Origin of the sequence: Duganella aceris, from assembly GCF_011090165.1 — a bacterium.
GTDB lineage: Bacteria > Pseudomonadota > Gammaproteobacteria > Burkholderiales > Burkholderiaceae_D > Rugamonas > Rugamonas aceris.
Map to the genome: position 1 here is coordinate 152,738 of NZ_JAADJT010000006.1, position 18,261 is coordinate 170,998.

The window sequence follows — 18,261 nt, forward strand, 5'->3', positions numbered from 1 at the left end:
TAGCACGCCTCGTTGCAACTTCTGTTGCCGCTTAGGTACAAATCACGCCGCACGCAGCGCGTCGACGATCTTCATGCGCGCCGCGCGCAGGGCCGGCAGCAGGCCGCCGATCACCCCCATCAGCAGCGAAAAGATGAACGTTTTGACCACGATGGCCGGCGTCAGGCGGAAGCCGAAGGCCAGCTCGGAGAACGATTGGAAATTGGTGGTCGAGAAGGACAGGAACTGCATCGCCGATGCGCAGGCCAATCCCAACGCGCCGCCCACCACCGCCAGCAGCATGGCCTCGGCCAGGAAGGCGGCGAGTATGCTGCGCCGCTGGAAGCCCAATGCGCGCAAGGTGCCGATCTCGCCGACCCGGTTGGCGACCGAGGCGTACATGGTGATGGTGGCGCCGATGATGGCGCCGATCGAGAAGATCACCGACAGGATCAGCCCCAGCACGCTGATGAAGGTGGACAGCGCCTTCGACTGGTCGGAATAGAAGGTCTGTTCGCGCTTGGCGTCCAGCGTCAGGCGCGGATCGGATTCGATGTCCTTCTTGAAGCCGTCGAACAGCGCGGTGTCGGCCAGCCGCAGCACCATCGCCGAGTAAGCGTTGCGGCGGAAGGCCGGCATCAGCTGGTCGGCATCGCCCCAGATCTCGGAATCGAAGCCGCTGTTGCCGGCGTCGAACAGGCCGACCACGGTCCACTCGCGCTGGCCGAAGCGCAGCGTCTCGCCGATGCCGGCGCCGGAGAAACGGCGCGCGATGCTGGCGCCGGCGATCACCTCGGAAGCGCCGGGACGAAACATGCGGCCCGCCGTCAGCTTGACCTGCGGCCGCAGCACCAGCCCGCGCGGTGCGATGCCGCGAATGATGACGTTGGACGGCTTGTCCGAACCGCGCTTGTTGAGCGAGATGAGCACCACGGTTTCCTTGGACAGCATCGGCTGGCCATCGGCGCCGAGCGCGATCGCCGGATGGCTGGAGACGGTGTTGGCCTGCGCCCGCTCGATCCCGCTCTGCACCTCGGTGTCGGCGGAGCGGCGGATGACGATCACGTTGTCGTATTCGCCGGTGGTGACCAGCGTGTTGCGCAGGCCCTCGTCCAGCATCAGCACCGTGGCGAACACGAACACCACTAAGGCCAGGCCGGCGCCGGTCAGCGCCGTGGTCAGGCGTCGCGCCCACAGGTTGCGCGCCACGTAGGACAAGGGAATCTTCATCCTATGCTCCTCAAGCCTTCGACGATGTTGACGCGGATCGCGCGTACCGTCGGCGCGATGGCGGCCACGGTGCCGATCACCAGCGCCGCCAGCATCTGCTGCAGCACCGTCAGCTGCGTCACCTCGAACACCGGGAACATGGTGCCCATCACCTTGCCGAGGAAGGCCGCGAACGGGAACAGGATCAGGATGCCCAGCGCCGCGCCGAAGGCCGACAGCAGCAGCGATTCACCGAAGATCATCAGCGCCAGGAAGCCGGGGCCGAAGCCCAGCGCCTTCAGGGTAGCGTATTCGCCCAGCCGTTCGCGCGCGCTCATCGCCATGGTGTTGGCCATCACAGCCGCGATGATGATGATCACCACGAAGGACACCACGCGGATCGCCACCACGATCGCCTCCGACATCGAGACGAAGCCGAGCTGGAACGCCTTTTCGGTTTCGGTCAGCGTCTCGGCCAGCGAGTTGGCGAACTCCTTGTCGACGGCGGAGGAGATCGCGGCCGCGTTCTCCGGCTGGTTGATCTGCACCACGTACACGCCGATCTGGTTGGCGCGGCGCGGCGACAGCTTCTTGACCGTCTCGTTGACGTAGTCCCAGTGGAAGAACAGCGTGGCGGTGTTGGTGCTGGTTTGCTTGCCGTCGAAGATGCCGCGCACGATCAGCTCCCAGTTGCCGGGATAGATCGTGCCTTTCAGCGGAATCACGTCTCCGAGCTTGAAGCCGTATTGGTCCGCCAGCTTGCGGCCGACGATGGCGCCCTTGCGGTCGCGCAGGAAGGCGGCGCGTTCCTCGGCCGGCAGCAGGTAGTCGGGATAGATGTCCAGATAGCTCTCGCCTGAGATGGCGAACTGCGCGAAGAAGTTCTTCGGATCCTTGTAGACCCCCTGGAACCAGTTGGCGTAGCCGACGCCCGTCACGCCGGGCACGGCGCGGATGCGCGCCTGGTAGGACAGCGGCAGCGGGAACACCAGCGAGGTCTTGTTGCGCGTGACCAGCGTGGTGTTGGACGCGCCTTCCGCGCCGGCGTACCAGGCGTTGATCACCGTTTGCAGCAGGCCGAAGGAAAAGATCGCCACCACCAGGCCGAGTATCGTCAGCGAGGTGCGCAGCTTGTGGCGCATGCTGTTCTTGACGATCAGGCGCAGCGTGTACATGGCCTACGCCGCCTCGCCGGCGATCAGTTCACCTTTTTCCAGATGAATCATGGTGCGCGCCTGCGCCGCCGCGTGCCCGTCGTGGGTGACCATGATGATGGTCTTGCCCAGTTGCTGGTTCAGCTGCTGCAGCAGGGCCAGGATCTCGCTGGCGGAGGTGCGGTCAAGGTCGCCGGTAGGTTCGTCGGCGACGATCAGCGTCGGATCGGTGACGATGGCGCGGGCGATGGCGACGCGCTGCTGCTGGCCGCCGGACAGCTCGTTGGGCGTGTGGTCCATGCGGTCCGCCAGGTTGACCATCTCCAGCGTCAGCTCAACGCGCTCGCGCCGTTCGCGTCGCGACAAGGGTGTCAGCAGCAGCGGCAGTTCGACGTTCTCGAACGCCGACAGCACCGGCATCAGGTTATAGAACTGGAAGATGAAACCGACATTGGCCGCGCGCCAGTGCGCCAGGTCGGTCTCGCCCATGCCGGCGATATCCAGGCCGGCGATGCGCAGCACGCCGTGGTCCGGCTTGTCGATGCCGGCGATCAGGTTGAGCAGCGTGCTCTTGCCCGAACCGGAAGGGCCCATCAGCGCCGTGAAGTCGCCGGCCGGTATCGACAGGCTTATATCGCGCAGCACCTCCACCACCTGGTCGCCGCGTCGGTAGGATTTGGCCAGGTGCTCGATCAGTACCAGCGGCTCGCTCATTTCTTCGCCATCGCGACGGCCTGGCCGTCCTGCAGCTTGGGATCCGGCGCCAGCACCACTTTCTGGCCGGGCTTCACGCCGCGCACCTCCACCAGCTCGCCGATCTTGCGGCCCTGCGTGACCGCGACTTGCGTGACCTTGTCGGCATCGGCCACGAACACCACCGGCTTGCCGTCGCGCGTGACGATGGCGGCCGGCTGCACGGCGGTGACGGGCTGGCGGTCTTCCGCCGGCACCGCCTTGGACAGGAAGGCCACCTTGGCGCTCATGTCCGGCAACACGCGCGGATCGCGGTCGACGAAGCGCACCTTGACCAGCAAGGTCGCCTTGCTGCGGTCCACGGTCGGCACAGTGCGCGAGACGGTGCCGGCCAGCCGCAGTTCGGGGAAGGCGTCGAGCTGGATCTCGGCCGGCTGGTCGACGCGGATCTTGCTCAGGCTCGACTCGGAGACGTCGGCCTCGACCTCCAGCGTATCCATGTCGGCGATGGTGACCACCGCGCCCTTGCTGTCGGCGGCGGAGGAGAAGGGGGTGATGTTGTCGCCGACATTGGCGTTCTTGGTCAGGATCACACCGTCGAACGGCGCGCGGATCACCGTCTGGTCCAGCGCCACCTGCGCCGCCTGCGCGTTGGCGCGCGCGGCGGCGATGGCGGCGGTGTAGCCGGATATGTTGGCCTTGGCCTTGTTCAGCCGCGCTTGCGCGGTGTCGTAGCTGGCGGCGGCGATGAATTTCTGGTCCAGCAGATCGCCGGTGCGCTTGAAGTTGGCCTGGGCGTCGAGCAGCTCGGCCTGGCCTTGCTCCAGGTTCGCCTGCGCCACCTTGACGTTGGCCTGCGCCTGGCCGAGCGAGGCGCCGACGTCACGGTTTTCCAGCCGCGCCACCACTTCATCCTTCTTCACCCGGCTGCCTTCGAGCACGCCCAGCCACTCCAGCCGGCCGGTGGCCTTGGACGACAGCGCCGCCTTGCGCTGCGCCACCACGTAGCCGGTGGCGTTGAGCAGCGTGTAGTTCTGCGCCGGATAGGCCTGGGCCACGGTCACGGTCTCCACGCTGGTCTTGCCGGCGAATCGGCCGAGCGCGACGCTCGCGCCCAGCCCCACGACCACCACCGCCAGCACGATCCTGCCCCAGCGCCGGCGGCGCGAGCGCTGTCCCTGGACCTGTGGTGCCGCGCCGCGTTCTATCTTCAGACGGGAAATGTCGGGAGTCGCCACGATGGACCTCAAGCTCGCTATTATCAATCCGCCAATAGTGGAGCAAAAAAGCGGGAATCGCAAGCGCGTCGGCATGGTATGTGCGGTCAGGCACATACCAGCGTCGGCTTGCGTGCCAGTATGCAGACTTTCGTACTTCGCAGCCCACATCATGACTTCCACGGAATCGCAAGCGCTGTTGCACACCTTGCAGCGGGACTCCTTCGACTACTTCATCAACGAAGTCAATCCGGCCAATGGACTGGTGCGCGACAAGACCGAAGACGATTGGCCGGCCAGCATCGCGGCGGTGGGCATGGCGTTGACGGTGTATCCGATCGGCGTCGAACGCGGCTGCATGCCGCGCGACGACGCGGTGGCGCGCACGCTGACCACCTTGCGCTTCTTCGCCGCCAGCGAGCAAAGCGACTCGCCGACCGCCAGCGGCTACAAGGGTTTCTACTATCACTTCCTCGACATGGAGAGCGGGGCGCGGGTGTGGAACTGCGAGCTGTCCAGCATCGACACCGCGCTGCTGATCGCCGGCGTGCTGACCGCCGCCGGCTACTTCACCGCCGACACGCCGGACGAGCGCGAGATCCGCGAACTGGCCGACATGCTGTACCGCCGCGTCGACTGGCAATGGATGCGCGGCCGCAAGCGGCTGATGTGCCACGGCTGGAAACCGGAGAAGGGCTTCCTGCGCTGGCATTGGGAAGGCTACGACGAAGCGCTGATCCTGTACATCCTGGCGCTGGGATCGCCGACCTTTCCCGTGGAGCGCGACAGCTACGACGCCTGGGCCAGCAGCTACGAGTGGAAATCCATCTACGGCATCGACTACCTGTACGCTGGGCCGCTCTTCATTCATCAGATGTCGCACATCTGGCTGGACATGCGCGGCATCCGCGACGATTTCATGCGCGCGCATGACCTGGATTATTTCGAGAACAGCCGCCGCGCCACGCAGGTGCAGCAGCGCTACGCGATCGAGAATCCGCTCGGCTTCCCCGATTACAGCGAGCTATGTTGGGGCATCACCGCCAGCGACGGCCCCGGCCCGGCGACGCGCAAGATCGACGGCGTGCAGCGCAAGTTCTTCGACTACGTGGGGCGCGGCGCGCCGTACGGGCCGGACGACGGCACGCTGGCGCCATGGGCGGTGGCCGCCTCGCTGCCGTTCGCACCGGAGATCGTACTGCCGAGCATCGAGCACTATCAGGGGCTGCATTTGTGCGAGAAAAATCCCTACGGCTTCAAGGCCTCGTTCTCGACCACTTTCCACTACGGAAAAGGCTGCGGCCGTTGGGTATCGCCATACCACTTCGGCATCAACGAAGGCCCGACGGTGATCATGGTGGAAAACCATTTACACGATTTCCCCTGGAACCTAATGCGCCGCAACGACTACCTGCAACAAGGCCTGCGCCGCGCCGGTTTCAGCGGCGGTTGGTTGGAGTAGGTTCGTTTTTTTGATCCAAATCCACACTGGACTCCATAGCGCGGATACATTGTGTAATCGCTGCGGGAATAACGGCTTGTGGCCGCACCCGGCCAGGCTCAACTATTTCGCGTCCATCCTTGCCTTGATTGTCGCGGTCGCCAGCTTGAGGGCTTCGTCCAGCGCGTCCCTCGGCGCGACTACGCGGTCGGGCTGTATGCCGATGCTTTCCCAGTTGCTGCGTGAGATGTTGTTGACGGCGCGGGTCACCGAGATCGAGGCCAGCAGGTGCCGCGATACCGGCGGCGCGGCGCGGACTTGCGCGTCGCCCTGCGTCGGGGCGCCCACCACTACCGCGCGCTTGTATTGCTGTAGGTCGTAGGCGAAGCCCTCGGCCGCCGCGCCAGTGCGCTCGCTGACCAGCACATACAGCGGCTTGCGCCCGCCGAAGCGCTTGCCGGCCACGTCGGCGCGGGTCCAGTATTCGGTCACGACCTTGCCGTCGCGGTCGACCTGGTCGTGCAGGTGGATCTGCTTGTCGATGATGACGTAGCTGCGGGTGTCGGTCAGCACGTAGCTGCTCAGCCACGCCGCCATCTCCTGGCTGTCGCCGGCGGCGTCGCGCAGGTCGATGATCAGCGCGGCGTTGTCCGCCGCCTGCGACATGAAGCGGCCCACAGCCTCCACCGATGCCCGGTCCACCGGCGCGAAGCGGTTGATCTGCACGTAGCCGATGTTGCCGGCCAGCGCCTCGTACTTGCGTAGCCCGAAGTTGTCCGCCGGCGGTAGCGGCGGCGCGGGCCGTTGCCGGATGTCGGTCAGGTCGTAGGGCACGTATTCCAGCCGGGTATGGCGGTCCGGCAGCACCTCGGCTAGGTCGCGCGAGACGCGCGAGGACAGCACGCGGGCGCTGGTGACGTCGTCGTAGTCGCCGCGCGCCAGACGCTTGCGCAGGTCGTCCGCCGCCAGCTTGGCCTTGCCGGCGTTGACATGTGTCGCCGCCAGCTGGCGCGCGTATTCATTGACGATGCCGGCGCGGGTCGGCGTGTCCAGCACCTCGTCCAGCGCCTGCGGCGGCGACGTCGGCGCCTGCGCGCGGGCCGCCATCGTCGTCAACAGCAAAGCAGCAGCAATCCATCCGGAACGGCCCAAGATACACCCCTTCATATGGCGTTGGTTTGAAAATAATCTTAACACTTTCCAACTAGAAAATACCGGCACCGGCAACGGCGCGATACAATCTCGCCTTTCCCCCAAAAGCCTTTTCTCCGATGACGATCCCGACCTCTATCCTGGATGCGCTTGCGCGCGCCGATATTTCCTGGCGCCCGCTGTTGATCGAGGGCCTGGAGGCCATGATGAAGGCCACCCCCGATTACCTGCCGCAACTGGCGCAGGACCAGTACCTGCCGACCGGGCAACGCCTGTTCGCCGCCTTCGCGCTGCCGCTGGATAAAGTGCGCTATATATTGGTGGGGGAAGGTCCGTACCCGCGCGAAGCGAGCGCGACCGGCGTGTGCTTCATGGACGGCGCCGTCGGCAGCCTGTGGTCGGTCGAGGAGGGCGGCGGCCTGTCGAAACCGGTCAACAAGGCCACCTCGCTGCGCAACTTCATGAAGATGCTGCTGGTGGCCGACGGCCAACTGCAGCTGGACAATACCGCCGGCGAAGCGATGGCGGCGGTCTCGGCCAAGGCCCGCAGCGGCGCCGGCAGCCATATCCTGACCCTGGCCGACATGCAGCAAAAGCTGACCGACCAAGGCTTCCTGCTGCTGAACGCCTCGCTGGTGTTCCGCAGCCACGTCGCCCCGGCCAAGGACGCCAAGGCCTGGCTGCCGTTCTTCGAGACCGTGATGCAGGGCCTGGCCGCGCAGGCGACCACCACGCCGACAATGATCCTCTGGGGCAAGATCGCCGAGCTGCTGAGTAAATTGCCTGTAATGAAAGATTTCCCGCAGATCGCCGCCGAGCACCCCTACAACCTGAGTTTTATCGGCAACACGCAGATGCATGCGCTGTTCAAGCCGATGCGGCTATTGAACGGAAACTGAGGGCTCCCGGCAAGCTTTGTTAAAGTTTGGTATACTTGACTAAATCGATCAACTAATCAGGGCTTAGGTCCGCTGAAGAGGTCGATATTCTAACCCAACCGAGGTAGTGATGCGTCTGACCACCAAAGGCCGTTTTGCTGTGACTGCGATGATCGATCTGGCTTTGCGCCAAGGCAAAGGCCCGGTCACGCTCTCCGGCATCAGCCAGCGCCAGGCGATCTCGCTGTCCTACCTGGAACAGTTGTTCGGCAAGCTGCGCCGCCATGAGATCGTCGAATCGATCCGCGGCCCGGGCGGCGGCTACAGTCTGGCGCGCCGCGCCGACAAGGTCACCGTGGCCGACATCATCATCGCCGTCGATGAGCCGCTCGACGCGACCCAGTGCGGCGGCAAGGAAAATTGCCACGGCGCCGACGCCGCCAGCGGCGCGCGCTGCATGACCCATGAGCTGTGGGCCACGCTGAATGAAAAAATGGTTGATTACCTGGATTCCGTGTCGCTGCAGGATCTGGTCGATCAACAGAAGTTAAAGAATGCTGAACAAAACGTGGTCGTGATGCACCGTAACCACGCCGCGCTTGGTTAAGAGATAACTGTAAACGGAGTCACCAGATGAACGCCCCAGAAAAAAACATCGCGCCTGTGAAGTTCCAGACCGCCCCGCATTTCCCGATCTACATGGACTACTCGGCTACCACGCCGATCGATCCACGCGTCGCCGACATGATGATTCCTTACCTGCGCGAGCAGTTCGGCAATCCTGCGTCGCGCAGCCACATGTACGGCTGGACGGCGGAGAAGGCGGTCGAGGAAGCACGCGGCCACGTCGCGGCACTGGTCAACGCCGACCCGCGCGAAATCATCTGGACCTCCGGCGCCACCGAGTCGAACAACCTGGCCATCAAGGGCGCGGCGCAGTTCTACAAGACCAAGGGCAAGCACATCATCACCGTCAAGACCGAGCACAAAGCGGTGCTGGACACGGTGCGCGAACTGGAACGCGTCGGCTTCGAAGCGACCTACCTGGAACCGCAGGACAACGGCCTGATCACCATCGAGCAGCTGACCGCCGCGATCCGTCCGGACACGATTTTGGTCTCCGTCATGCTGGTGAATAACGAGATCGGCGTGATCCAGCCGATCGACGAAATCGGCGCCCTGTGCCGCTCGAAAGGCATCATCTTCCACTGCGACGCCGCGCAAGCGACCGGCAAGGTGGTGATCGACCTGCAAAAGACCAAGGTCGACTTGATGACCTTCACCGCGCACAAGACCTACGGTCCTAAAGGCATTGGCGCGCTGTACGTCTGCCGCAAGCCGCGCGTGCGCATCGAAGCGCAAATGCACGGCGGCGGTCACGAGCGCGGCCTGCGCTCCGGCACCCTGCCGACCCACCAGATCGTCGGCATGGGCGAAGCGTTCCGCCTGGCCAAGGTCGAGATGGACAGCGAGATCACCCGCATCAAGGGCCTGCGCGACCGTCTGGCCAAGGGTCTGCAAGAAATCGAAGAGACCTACATCAACGGCGACATGGAACACCGCGTGCCGCACAACTTGAACGTCAGCTTCAACTACGTCGAAGGCGAATCGCTGATCATGGCGGTGAAGGACCTGGCTGTGTCGTCGGGTTCCGCTTGTACTTCGGCCTCGCTGGAGCCATCGTATGTGCTGCGCGCCCTGGGCCGCAGCGACGAGCTGGCGCACAGCTCGATCCGTTTCACCATCGGCCGTTTCACGACCGAAGAGGACATCGACTTCGCCATCGACTTGATGAAGTCCAAGGTGCACAAACTGCGTGAACTGTCGCCGCTGTGGGACATGTTCAAAGAAGGTATCGACATCAGCTCGATCCAATGGGCAGCCCACTAATTTTACAGATACAGGAGCATCAACATGGCATACTCGGAAAAAGTACTGGACCACTACGAAAACCCGCGCAACGTGGGCGCTTTCGAAAAGGGCGATGAATCGGTCGGCACCGGCATGGTCGGCGCGCCCGCCTGCGGCGACGTCATGAAGCTGCAAATCAAGGTCGGCGCCGATGGCCTGATCGAAGATGCGAAGTTCAAGACCTATGGCTGCGGTTCGGCCATCGCTTCGAGCTCGCTGGTGACCGAATGGGTCAAGGGCAAGACGCTGGATCAGGCGCTGGCCATCAAGAACACCCAGATCGCCGAAGAACTGGCGCTGCCACCGGTGAAGATCCACTGCTCGATCCTGGCGGAAGACGCCATCAAGGCGGCGGTGCTGGATTACCAGACCAAGCATCCAGTCGCAGCGTAAACAACACGCCGTCCCCCGCGCAACCGGGGGCGGCGCGGGAGAATCAAATGGCAATCACCCTGACCGAAAAAGCAGCTAAACACATCAACCGCTACATCGAGCGCCGCGGCAAGGGCGTCGGTTTGCGTTTTGGCGTGCGCACCACCGGCTGCTCGGGCCTGGCCTACAAGCTGGAATACGTGGACGAGATGGACGCCGAAGACAGCGTCTTCGAATCGCACGGCGTGAAGGTCTTCGTTGATCCGAAAAGCCTGCCGTACATCGACGGCACCGAGCTCGATTTCGCGCGCGAAGGCTTGAACGAAGGCTTCAAGTTCAACAACCCGAACGAGAAAGACGCTTGCGGTTGCGGCGAAAGCTTCCGCATCTGATAAGCCGCCATGCAAAATCACTTTGAGCTGTTCAATCTGCCACAGCAATTCGCCGTGGACGCGGGGGCGCTGGACAGCGCCTATCGCGACGTGCAGAGCCGCGTGCATCCCGACAAATTCGTCAATGCCACCGACGCCGAAAAGCGCGTCGCGATGCAGTGGGCCACCCGCGCCAACGAAGCCTATCAGACCCTGAAAAATCCGCAGAAGCGCGCGCAGTACATGTGCGAGCTGCATGGCGTCGATTTGCAGACCGAGTCGAATACTTCGATGCCGATGGCCTTCCTGATGCAGCAGATGGAGTGGCGCGAAGAGTTGGGCGACGCCCGCGCCGGCAAGGACAGCGACGCGCTGGAGGCGCTGGACAAGCAGCTGCGCAACGCGCGCAAGGAACAGCTGGCGGAAATCGAGCAGCAGATCGCCGCCGACGACTTCGCGCAAGCCGCGCAAGGCGTGCGCGCGCTGATGTTCCTGGAAAAATTCGGCGAAGAAGTCCGCTTCGCCTTTGAAGCAATCGAAGCCTGAAAGTAGGGCGCACTTTGGGTGCGCCCTTGCCGTGTCAGGCGCAATAAAAATTACAGGTCTTACTCATGGCACTTCTGCAAATCTCCGAACCAGGCATGTCCACCGCACCGCACCAGCACCGGCTGGCGGTCGGGATCGACCTGGGCACCACCAATTCGCTGGTGGCGACCGTGCGCAACAGCATTCCAGAAGTGCTGAACGATGACGAGGGCCGTCCGCTGCTGCCGTCCGTGGTGCGCTATCTGCCGAATGGCCACGCCAACATCGGCTACAAGGCGCAGGCCGCGCAGACCACCGATCCGAAGAACACCATTGTCTCGGTCAAGCGCTTCATGGGGCGCGGCCTGGCCGATATCGCCTACGCGGAAAACCTGCCCTACGATTTCCAGGACACGCCCGGCATGGTGCAGCTGAAGACCGTCGCCGGCGTCAAGAGCCCGGTCGAGATCTCGGCGCAGATCCTGGCCACGCTGCGCCAGCGCGCCGAGGATTCGCTGGGCGACGATCTGGTCGGCGCGGTCATCACCGTACCCGCCTACTTCGACGACGCGCAGCGCCAGGCCACCAAGGACGCGGCGCAGCTGGCCGGCATCAACGTGCTGCGCCTGCTGAGCGAGCCGACCGCCGCCGCCATCGCCTACGGCCTGGATAACGGTTCCGAAGGCACCTTCGCCGTGTATGACCTGGGCGGCGGCACTTTCGATATCTCGATTCTGAAACTGAGCAAGGGCGTGTTCGAAGTGCTGTCCACCGGCGGCGATTCCGCGCTGGGCGGCGACGACTTCGATCACCGCCTGTTCTGCTACATCCACCAACAGGAAAAACTGGCGCCGCTGTCGGACGAAGACACCGCCGTGCTGATGGTAAAGGCGCGCGAAGCCAAGGAGCTGCTGTCGACCAAGGCCGAAGTGACCGTGGACGCGATGCTGGGCTCGGGCGAGGAAGTGCACGTCAAGATCACCGCCGAGATCTTCCAGGAGATTACCAAGCACCTGATCGACAAGACCATGAAGGCGATCAAGAAGGCGCTGCGCGACGCCAACGTCGACAGCGACGACGTCGACGGCGTGGTCATGGTCGGCGGCGCGACGCGCATGCCGCACGTGCAGCGCGCGGTCAGCGAATACTTCCACACCATCCCGCACGCGAATATCGATCCGGACAAAGTGGTGGCGCTGGGCGCCGCCGTGCAGGCCAATCTGCTGGCCGGCAACCGCGCGCCGGGCGACGACTGGCTGCTGCTGGACGTGATCCCGCTGTCGCTGGGCATCGAGACCATGGGCGGCCTGGTCGAGAAGATCATCCCGCGCAACTCGACGATTCCTTGCGCCCGCGCGCAGGAGTTCACCACCTTCAAGGATGGCCAGACCGCGCTGGCGGTGCACGTATTGCAGGGCGAGCGCGAACTGGTGTCGGATTGCCGTTCGCTGGCGCGCTTCGAGCTGCGCGGCATTCCGCCGATGGCGGCCGGCGCGGCGCGCATCCGCATCACCTATCAGGTCGATGCGGACGGGCTGTTGTCGGTGTCGGCGCGCGAGCTGCGTTCCGGTGTTGAGGCGTCGATCAGCGTCAAGCCGGCCTATGGCCTGGGTGACGACGATGTCGCGCGCATGCTGCAGGATTCGTACAAGTCGGCCGACGTCGACATGATCGCCCGCGCGCTACGCGAAGAGCAGGTCGAGGCCGAGCGCATCCTGCTGGCCACGCAGTCGGCGCTGGACGAGGACGCGGCGCTGCTGTCGGCGGAAGAACGCGTCAACGTCGACGCGCTGATGGACAAGGTGCGCGACGCCGTGGCGCAATCGCAGTCCGGCGCGGCCGATCACTCGGTGGTGAAGTTCTCCGTCGAGGCGCTGGCCAACGGCACCGAAGAATTCGCATCGCGCCGCATGGATCGCAGCGTGCGCAGCGCACTGGCCGGCAAGACGCTGGACCAAGTCGTATAAATTAAAAAACTCAGAGGTATCAAGTGCCACAAATCGTATTCCTGCCCCACGCCAAACTGTGCCCGGACGGCGCCGTCGTTGAAGCCCAGCCAGGCAAGACCCTGTGCGACGTCATGCTTGAAAATGACATCCACATCGAGCACGCGTGCGAAAAATCCTGCGCCTGCACCACTTGCCACGTGCTGGTGCGCGAAGGCTTCAACTCGCTGAGCGAAGCCAGCGAGACCGAAGAAGACCTGCTGGATAAAGCCTGGGGCCTGGAAGCGGTATCGCGCCTGTCCTGCCAGTCGGTGATCGCCGACGAGGACCTGGTCGTCGAAATCCCGAAATACACCATCAACCACGCAAGCGAAGGCGGACACTGATATGAAGTGGACGGACATCACCGCGATTGCGGAAGCGCTTTACGATAAGTACCCGGATATCGATCCGCTGACTATCCGCTTCACCGATCTGCACAACTGGATCGTCACGCTCGAAGAATTCGACGACGACCACACGCGCGGCGGTGAGAAAGTCCTGGAAGCGGTACAGCAGGCGTGGATCGATGAAGCCGAGTAAGCCAGCGGCGAAGACCGCTCCCGCGAAGATCGGCGCCACCGTCACCGGCGCCGACAACATGCCCGAGATCCGCGAAGGCCAGACCGTCGCGCTGCTGCAGGAGCTGCACATCCTGACCCGCGACGGCAAGATGAACCAGGACAGCCGCCGCAAGCTGAAACAGGTCTACCACCTGTACCAGTTCATCGAACCGCTGCTGAAACAGGTGCTGGCCGAGAAAGACAGCGTCTCGCTGGTCGATCACGGCGCCGGCAAGTCCTACCTCGGCTTCATCATCTACGACCTGTTCTTCAAGGCGCTAGAGGACAAGTCGCATATCTACGGTATCGAGACGCGTGAAGAACTGGTCGCGCGCTCGCAGGAGCTGGCGGCGAAGTTCAACTTCCCCGGCATGTCCTTCCTGCCGCTGTCGGTGGCCGAGTCCACCGAATCGAAGCTGCTGCCGGAACAGATCGACATCGTCACCGCGCTCCACGCCTGCAATACCGCGACCGACGACGCGATCCAGTTCGCGCTGAAGAAGAAGGCCAGGCATATGGTGCTGGTGCCGTGCTGCCAGGCCGAAGTGGCCTCGGTGCTGAAGAAGAACAAGGGCCAGTCGCTGGGCAAGTCCGCGCTGACCGAGATCTGGCGTCACCCGATCCACACCCGCGAATTCGGCAGCCAGATCACCAACGTACTGCGTTGCCTGCAACTGGAAGCGCACGGCTACGAGGTAACCGTGACCGAGCTGGTAGGATGGGAGCACTCGATGAAGAATGAACTGATCATCGCGACCTACAAGAACCTGCCGCGCAAGCGTCCCGCCGAGCGCCTGAAAGAGGTGCTGGAGACCGTGGGCCTGGAAGAAATGAACAAGCGCTTCTTTAGCGAAGAGACCATCTGATGAACCAGGAAAACTGGCTGGACCTGCGCAGCGACACCGTCACCCGCCCAAGCGCCGCGATGCGCGCCGCGATGAACGCGGCCGACGTCGGCGACGACGTCTACGGCGACGACCCGACCGTCAATCGTCTGCAGGAATACGCGGCGGACTTGTTCGGCTACGAGGACGCTCTGTTCGCGCCGTCCGGGACGCAGAGCAACCTGCTGGCGCTGCTGGTCCATTGCGGTCGCGGCGACGAATACCTGGTGGGCCAGGAAGCGCATACCTACCGCTATGAAGCCGGCGGTGCGGCGGTCCTTGGCAGTATCCAGCCGCAGCCCATCATCAACCAGCCCGACGGCAGCATCGCGCTGGCCGATATCGCTTCGTACATCAAGCCGGACGATTTCCACTTCGCGCGCAGCAAGCTGCTGGCATTGGAAAACACCATCGGCGGCCGCGTGCTGCCGCTCGATTATCTGGAACGGGCGACCGCGCTGGCGCACGAGCGCGGCCTGGCCACGCACCTCGACGGCGCGCGCATCTGCAATGCCGCCGTCAAGCTGGGCGTCAGCCCGCGCGTCGCGGTGGCGGGCTTCGACTCGGTGTCGGTGTGCCTGTCCAAGGGCTTGGGCGCGCCGATCGGCTCCGTCCTGTGCGGCAGCAAACCGCTGATCGCCGAGGCCAAGCGCTGGCGCAAGATGCTGGGCGGCGGCATGCGCCAGGCCGGCATGATCGCGGCCGGCGGCCTGTACGCGTTGGAGCACAACTACGCGCGCCTGGCAGAGGACCACGACAACGCCGCCTACTTCGCCAGCGAGCTGGCCAAGTTCAAAGGCATCACGGTCAGCACGCCGCAGACCAACATCTTCTATGTCGATGTCCCGCCCGACGCCTGCCGTGGCTTGAACGACGTGCTGCAACTGACGCGCATCCGCGTCTCGATGTCGCCAAAGCTGCGCATCGTCACGCACATGGACGCCTCGCGCGACGATATCGATCGCGCCATCACCGTATTTGGAGATTTTTTCGGATGACCGAAACCAACGACAACGACAACACCGTTCGCCTGGCCAAGCGTCTGGCGGAAGAGCGCCCGTGTTCGCGCCGCGAAGCTGAACTCTATATCGAGGGCGGTTTCGTCAGCGTCGACGGCACGTTGGTCGAAGAAGCGGGCGCGCGCGTGACGATGGAACAGGTCATCACCGTCGCCGAGGATGCCACGCTGCTGGAGATCGTGCCGGTCACGATCCTGCTGAACAAGCCGGCCGGCGCGGCGCAACCGCTGCACCTGCTGAACGCCGAAAGCCTGACGCGCACCGCGCCGGGCCAGCGCTTTCTCAAGCGCCATGTCACGGGACAGGAACAGTACATGCCGCTGGACGCCAAGACCAGCGGCCTGACCGTGTTCACGCAAGACTTCCGCGTCAAGCGCAAGCTGGCCGATGAAGCGGCCAAGATGGAGCAGGAAATCATCGTCGAGGTGTCCGGCACCATCAGCGAGAACGGCCTGCAGCAACTGAACACGATCAACGGCAAGGTCAGCTGGCAGAACGAGACGCGGTTGCGCTTCGCCATCAAGAACCCGAAGCCGGGCCTGATCGAAAAGCTTTGCAAGGAAGTCGGCCTGACGGTGATCGCCATGAAGCGCATCCGCATCGGCCGCATCGCGATGGCTAGCCTGCCGGTAGGTGAGTGGCGCTACTTGCAGGATCACGAACGCTTTTAGAGTGAGCGTCGCAGCTACCCCGCAGGGCCACCCAGGGTCAGACCCCTTCGGGGTCTGACCCTGGCGTGCCGCCGTGCGGGGTAATTTACTTGCCGCTGGTTTGTGACAAGATGAACGCGTAGGTATCGGCCATCTCCGCATCCTGCTGCGCGCGGGTCGAGCCCATGCCGTGGCCGGCGTCGAAATCCACCCTGAGAATCACAGGCTTGCCGCTGGCGGTGGCGGTCTGCAAACGCGCCGCCATCTTCGCCGGATGGAACGGGGCGACGCGCGGATCGGTCACGCCGGTGGTCAGCATGATGGCCGGATAGCGCGTGCCGTCCACCACCTGCTGGTAACTGTCGATGCTCTTCAGCGCTTTGAAGCCGGCCGGATCGGTGATCGCTCCCCATTCCGGTTCCTCGCCATAGCTGTTCTGCTCCGCCACGTAGCGCAGCGGATTGTGCCAGCCGACGCCCGACACCACCACCGAGAACAGGTCCGGCCGCTCCTCCAGCGCGCGGCCCACGGTGATACCGCCCGCCGAACGTCCGCCGATAGCCTGGTAGGCCTTCGAGGTGTAGCCCTGCGCCTGGATATCCTCGCACACCGCGATCAGATCGCGCCAGGTGTTCGGCTTGTTCTCCAGCTGCCCGGCGCGATGCCATTCGCGTCCGAACTCGCCGCCGCCGCGCACATTCGCGTAGCCGACCACGCCGCCCTGGTCGACGAAGGCCAGCGTGCGCCCCGCGAACGCCGGCGTATAGGCCGACGCGCCGTAGCTGCCGTAGGCCTGGATGAAGGCGGGGTTCTTGCCGTCCATCTTCAGGCCTTTTTTATAGATCAGGCTATATGGGATCCTGGTGCCGTCCTTGGCGGTGGCGTAGCGCCGCTCGGTGGTGTAGGCGCTGACGTCGATGGCCGGCTTGGGCGTGATGCCGGTGTCGGCCAGCGCGCCGTCGGCGCCCACCGACCAGATGCCGGTCGGTTGCAGCCAGCCGGACAGGATCGCCAGCGCGCCCGGCGCGTCGTCGTCGGCGGCGATCGAGGCCAGCGTGCCGTCGAAGGGCAGGGCGATGTTGGTCAGTTTGCCGTCCGCGCCGAGGCGCTGCAGTTTGCCCAGGCCGCCGTCCATCGCCTTGATGTACAGGCCGTCCTTGGCGCGCGCCGTGCCTTGCAGGACCAGCGCCGATTCCGGCACCACTTCGCTTGCCGTCGGCAACGCCGGCGCCTTGGCCGAGGTTTTCAGCAGGCGGCCGCGCGGGTGCTTGAGCGTCGACAGCAGATACAGGTCGTCGCCGTGCAGATCGAAGTCGGTGACTTCGTCGGCGAAGTCGGCGGCCTGCTTCCATTTCGCCTTGCCCGCCAGGACGTCCTTCAACGGCGCGGTGTAGAAGCGCTTCTCTTCGCGCACGTCGGCCAGCATCAGCACCGCGTGGTCGGAGTGGCCGCTGACGCTGATGTAGGGTGACTGGATTTTTTCATACGCCACCGCCGGGTCGAGGCCGCGCTTCATCAGCACCGGATCCTTGGCCGCGTCGCTGCCGACCTTGTGGAAGCGCACCTGCGAATCCAGGTAGCGCTCCGGCGTGTTGACCTTGTTGGTCAGCTGGTTGTAGAAGAAGCCGGAGCCGTCGGCCAGCCAGCTCGGACTGGCGGCCTGCGTGTCGGCGATGCGCTCCTTGAGCACCGCGCCGGTGCGCACGTCCATGATGTGCAGCACCGAGTCCTCGCTGCCGTCCTTCGACAGGCCGTAGGCGAGCCTGGCGCCGTCCGGCGAGGCCTCCCACCAGTCCAGCGAGACGTGGCTGGTCTTGGTATCGAGCTTGGTGGGATCGACCAGCACGCGGTCCTTGCCGCCTTCGCGGACGAACAGTTTGAAGTTGTTGGCGCCGGCCGGACGCTGTTGATAGAACAGCCGCGCGCCGGCTTTCTGCACCCGCGCCGGCGCGGCGATGTCGCCGGACAGTTGCTGGATGCGGGTCAGCAGTGCATCGCGTTTCGGCAGCTCGTCGAGCACGCCGCGCGCGTGCGCGTTCTGCTGCTTGAGGAAGGGCAGCCATTCCGGATCCTTGTCGTTCTCCATCCAGCGATAGCGGTCGGCGACGGCTTCGCCGAAATAGGTGTCGGTGACGGGTTCGACGCGGGCGACGGGGGCGGGCGGGATCGGTTTGGCCGCCATGGCGGCGGAGCCGGTCAGGGAGATCGTGGCCCCGACCATCAGATTGGTGAGCTTGCTCATTGCGATCCTCTGTGGC

The 18,261-nt window shown here is 64.3% G+C and carries 19 protein-coding genes; 13 read left to right on the top strand and 6 right to left on the bottom strand.

Features of this window, described 5'->3' with window-relative positions; translation table 11 throughout:
* Positions 1–42: 42 nt before the first annotated feature.
* From GW587_RS14480 to GW587_RS14495, 4 genes are read right to left on the bottom strand one after another with little or no spacing between them, the layout of a single operon-like run.
* Positions 43–1,209 (bottom strand): ABC transporter permease, encoded by a 1,167-nt coding sequence (locus tag GW587_RS14480; RefSeq protein WP_166104157.1) that lies wholly within the window; start codon positions 1,207–1,209, stop codon positions 43–45.
* Complete coding sequence (locus GW587_RS14485; RefSeq protein WP_166104160.1) at positions 1,206–2,363, bottom strand: ABC transporter permease; 1,158 nt, start codon at positions 2,361–2,363, stop codon at positions 1,206–1,208. The genes GW587_RS14480 and GW587_RS14485 overlap by 4 nt, the downstream gene beginning before the upstream one ends.
* A gap of 3 nt (positions 2,364–2,366) precedes the next feature.
* Positions 2,367–3,056: an ABC transporter ATP-binding protein gene (locus GW587_RS14490; protein WP_166104163.1), complete on the bottom strand. Its 690-nt coding sequence runs from the start codon at positions 3,054–3,056 to the stop codon at positions 2,367–2,369.
* Positions 3,053–4,273, bottom strand: a complete 1,221-nt coding sequence (locus GW587_RS14495; RefSeq protein ID WP_371875594.1) for an efflux RND transporter periplasmic adaptor subunit — start codon at positions 4,271–4,273, stop codon at positions 3,053–3,055. The genes GW587_RS14490 and GW587_RS14495 overlap by 4 nt, the downstream gene beginning before the upstream one ends.
* A gap of 151 nt (positions 4,274–4,424) precedes the next feature.
* Between GW587_RS14495 and GW587_RS14500 the strand changes: the two genes are divergently transcribed.
* Entirely contained in the window at positions 4,425–5,714 is a 1,290-nt protein-coding gene (locus GW587_RS14500; RefSeq protein WP_166104169.1) for a glucoamylase family protein, read from the top strand.
* A gap of 102 nt (positions 5,715–5,816) precedes the next feature.
* Here GW587_RS14500 and GW587_RS14505 read toward each other — a convergent pair whose 3' ends face one another.
* Complete coding sequence (locus GW587_RS14505) at positions 5,817–6,845, bottom strand: S41 family peptidase (RefSeq protein WP_166104171.1); 1,029 nt, start codon at positions 6,843–6,845, stop codon at positions 5,817–5,819.
* Positions 6,846–6,964: 119 nt separating this feature from the next.
* On the opposite strand from GW587_RS14505, the gene GW587_RS14510 reads away from it, so the two are divergent.
* From GW587_RS14510 to GW587_RS14565, 12 genes are all read left to right on the top strand, one after another.
* Complete coding sequence (locus GW587_RS14510; protein WP_166104174.1) at positions 6,965–7,744, top strand: uracil-DNA glycosylase family protein; 780 nt, start codon at positions 6,965–6,967, stop codon at positions 7,742–7,744.
* A 109-nt stretch (positions 7,745–7,853) separates the two neighbouring features.
* Positions 7,854–8,330, top strand: a complete 477-nt coding sequence (gene iscR / locus GW587_RS14515) for a Fe-S cluster assembly transcriptional regulator IscR (protein ID WP_166104177.1) — start codon at positions 7,854–7,856, stop codon at positions 8,328–8,330.
* Between the two features lie 26 nt (positions 8,331–8,356).
* Positions 8,357–9,613: an IscS subfamily cysteine desulfurase gene (locus GW587_RS14520; protein ID WP_166104180.1), complete on the top strand. Its 1,257-nt coding sequence runs from the start codon at positions 8,357–8,359 to the stop codon at positions 9,611–9,613.
* Positions 9,614–9,637: 24 nt separating this feature from the next.
* Positions 9,638–10,027, top strand: a complete 390-nt coding sequence (gene iscU / locus GW587_RS14525) for a Fe-S cluster assembly scaffold IscU (protein ID WP_166104182.1) — start codon at positions 9,638–9,640, stop codon at positions 10,025–10,027.
* A gap of 47 nt (positions 10,028–10,074) precedes the next feature.
* On the top strand, positions 10,075–10,398 hold the full coding sequence (gene iscA / locus GW587_RS14530; protein ID WP_166104185.1) for an iron-sulfur cluster assembly protein IscA: 324 nt from the start codon (positions 10,075–10,077) through the stop codon (positions 10,396–10,398).
* A gap of 9 nt (positions 10,399–10,407) precedes the next feature.
* Positions 10,408–10,923, top strand: coding sequence for a Fe-S protein assembly co-chaperone HscB (hscB, locus tag GW587_RS14535; protein ID WP_166104188.1), 516 nt, complete (start codon positions 10,408–10,410; stop codon positions 10,921–10,923).
* Positions 10,924–10,988: 65 nt separating this feature from the next.
* Entirely contained in the window at positions 10,989–12,869 is a 1,881-nt protein-coding gene (gene hscA / locus GW587_RS14540; protein WP_166104191.1) for a Fe-S protein assembly chaperone HscA, read from the top strand.
* Positions 12,870–12,892: 23 nt separating this feature from the next.
* Positions 12,893–13,234 carry an ISC system 2Fe-2S type ferredoxin gene (gene fdx, locus GW587_RS14545; RefSeq protein WP_166104195.1) on the top strand — a complete coding sequence of 114 codons (342 nt, stop codon included), beginning with the start codon at positions 12,893–12,895 and terminating at the stop codon, positions 13,232–13,234.
* 1 nt (position 13,235) lies between these two features.
* Positions 13,236–13,430 (top strand): Fe-S cluster assembly protein IscX, encoded by a 195-nt coding sequence (iscX, locus tag GW587_RS14550; protein WP_166104198.1) that lies wholly within the window; start codon positions 13,236–13,238, stop codon positions 13,428–13,430.
* The gene (locus GW587_RS14555) at positions 13,417–14,316 is read left to right on the top strand and encodes a class I SAM-dependent methyltransferase (protein WP_166104201.1); all 900 of its coding nucleotides are present in this window, start codon (positions 13,417–13,419) and stop codon (positions 14,314–14,316) included. Before iscX ends, GW587_RS14555 begins: the two co-directional genes overlap by 14 nt.
* Positions 14,316–15,332, top strand: a complete 1,017-nt coding sequence (gene ltaE / locus GW587_RS14560) for a low-specificity L-threonine aldolase (RefSeq protein WP_166104204.1) — start codon at positions 14,316–14,318, stop codon at positions 15,330–15,332. Before GW587_RS14555 ends, ltaE begins: the two co-directional genes overlap by 1 nt.
* On the top strand, positions 15,329–16,024 hold the full coding sequence (locus GW587_RS14565; protein WP_166104207.1) for an RNA pseudouridine synthase: 696 nt from the start codon (positions 15,329–15,331) through the stop codon (positions 16,022–16,024). The genes ltaE and GW587_RS14565 overlap by 4 nt, the downstream gene beginning before the upstream one ends.
* An 85-nt stretch (positions 16,025–16,109) precedes the next feature.
* On the opposite strand, the gene GW587_RS14570 is transcribed toward GW587_RS14565, so the two are convergent.
* Positions 16,110–18,245 carry a prolyl oligopeptidase family serine peptidase gene (locus GW587_RS14570; protein ID WP_166104210.1) on the bottom strand — a complete coding sequence of 712 codons (2,136 nt, stop codon included), beginning with the start codon at positions 18,243–18,245 and terminating at the stop codon, positions 16,110–16,112.
* Between the last annotated feature and the right edge of the window lie 16 nt (positions 18,246–18,261).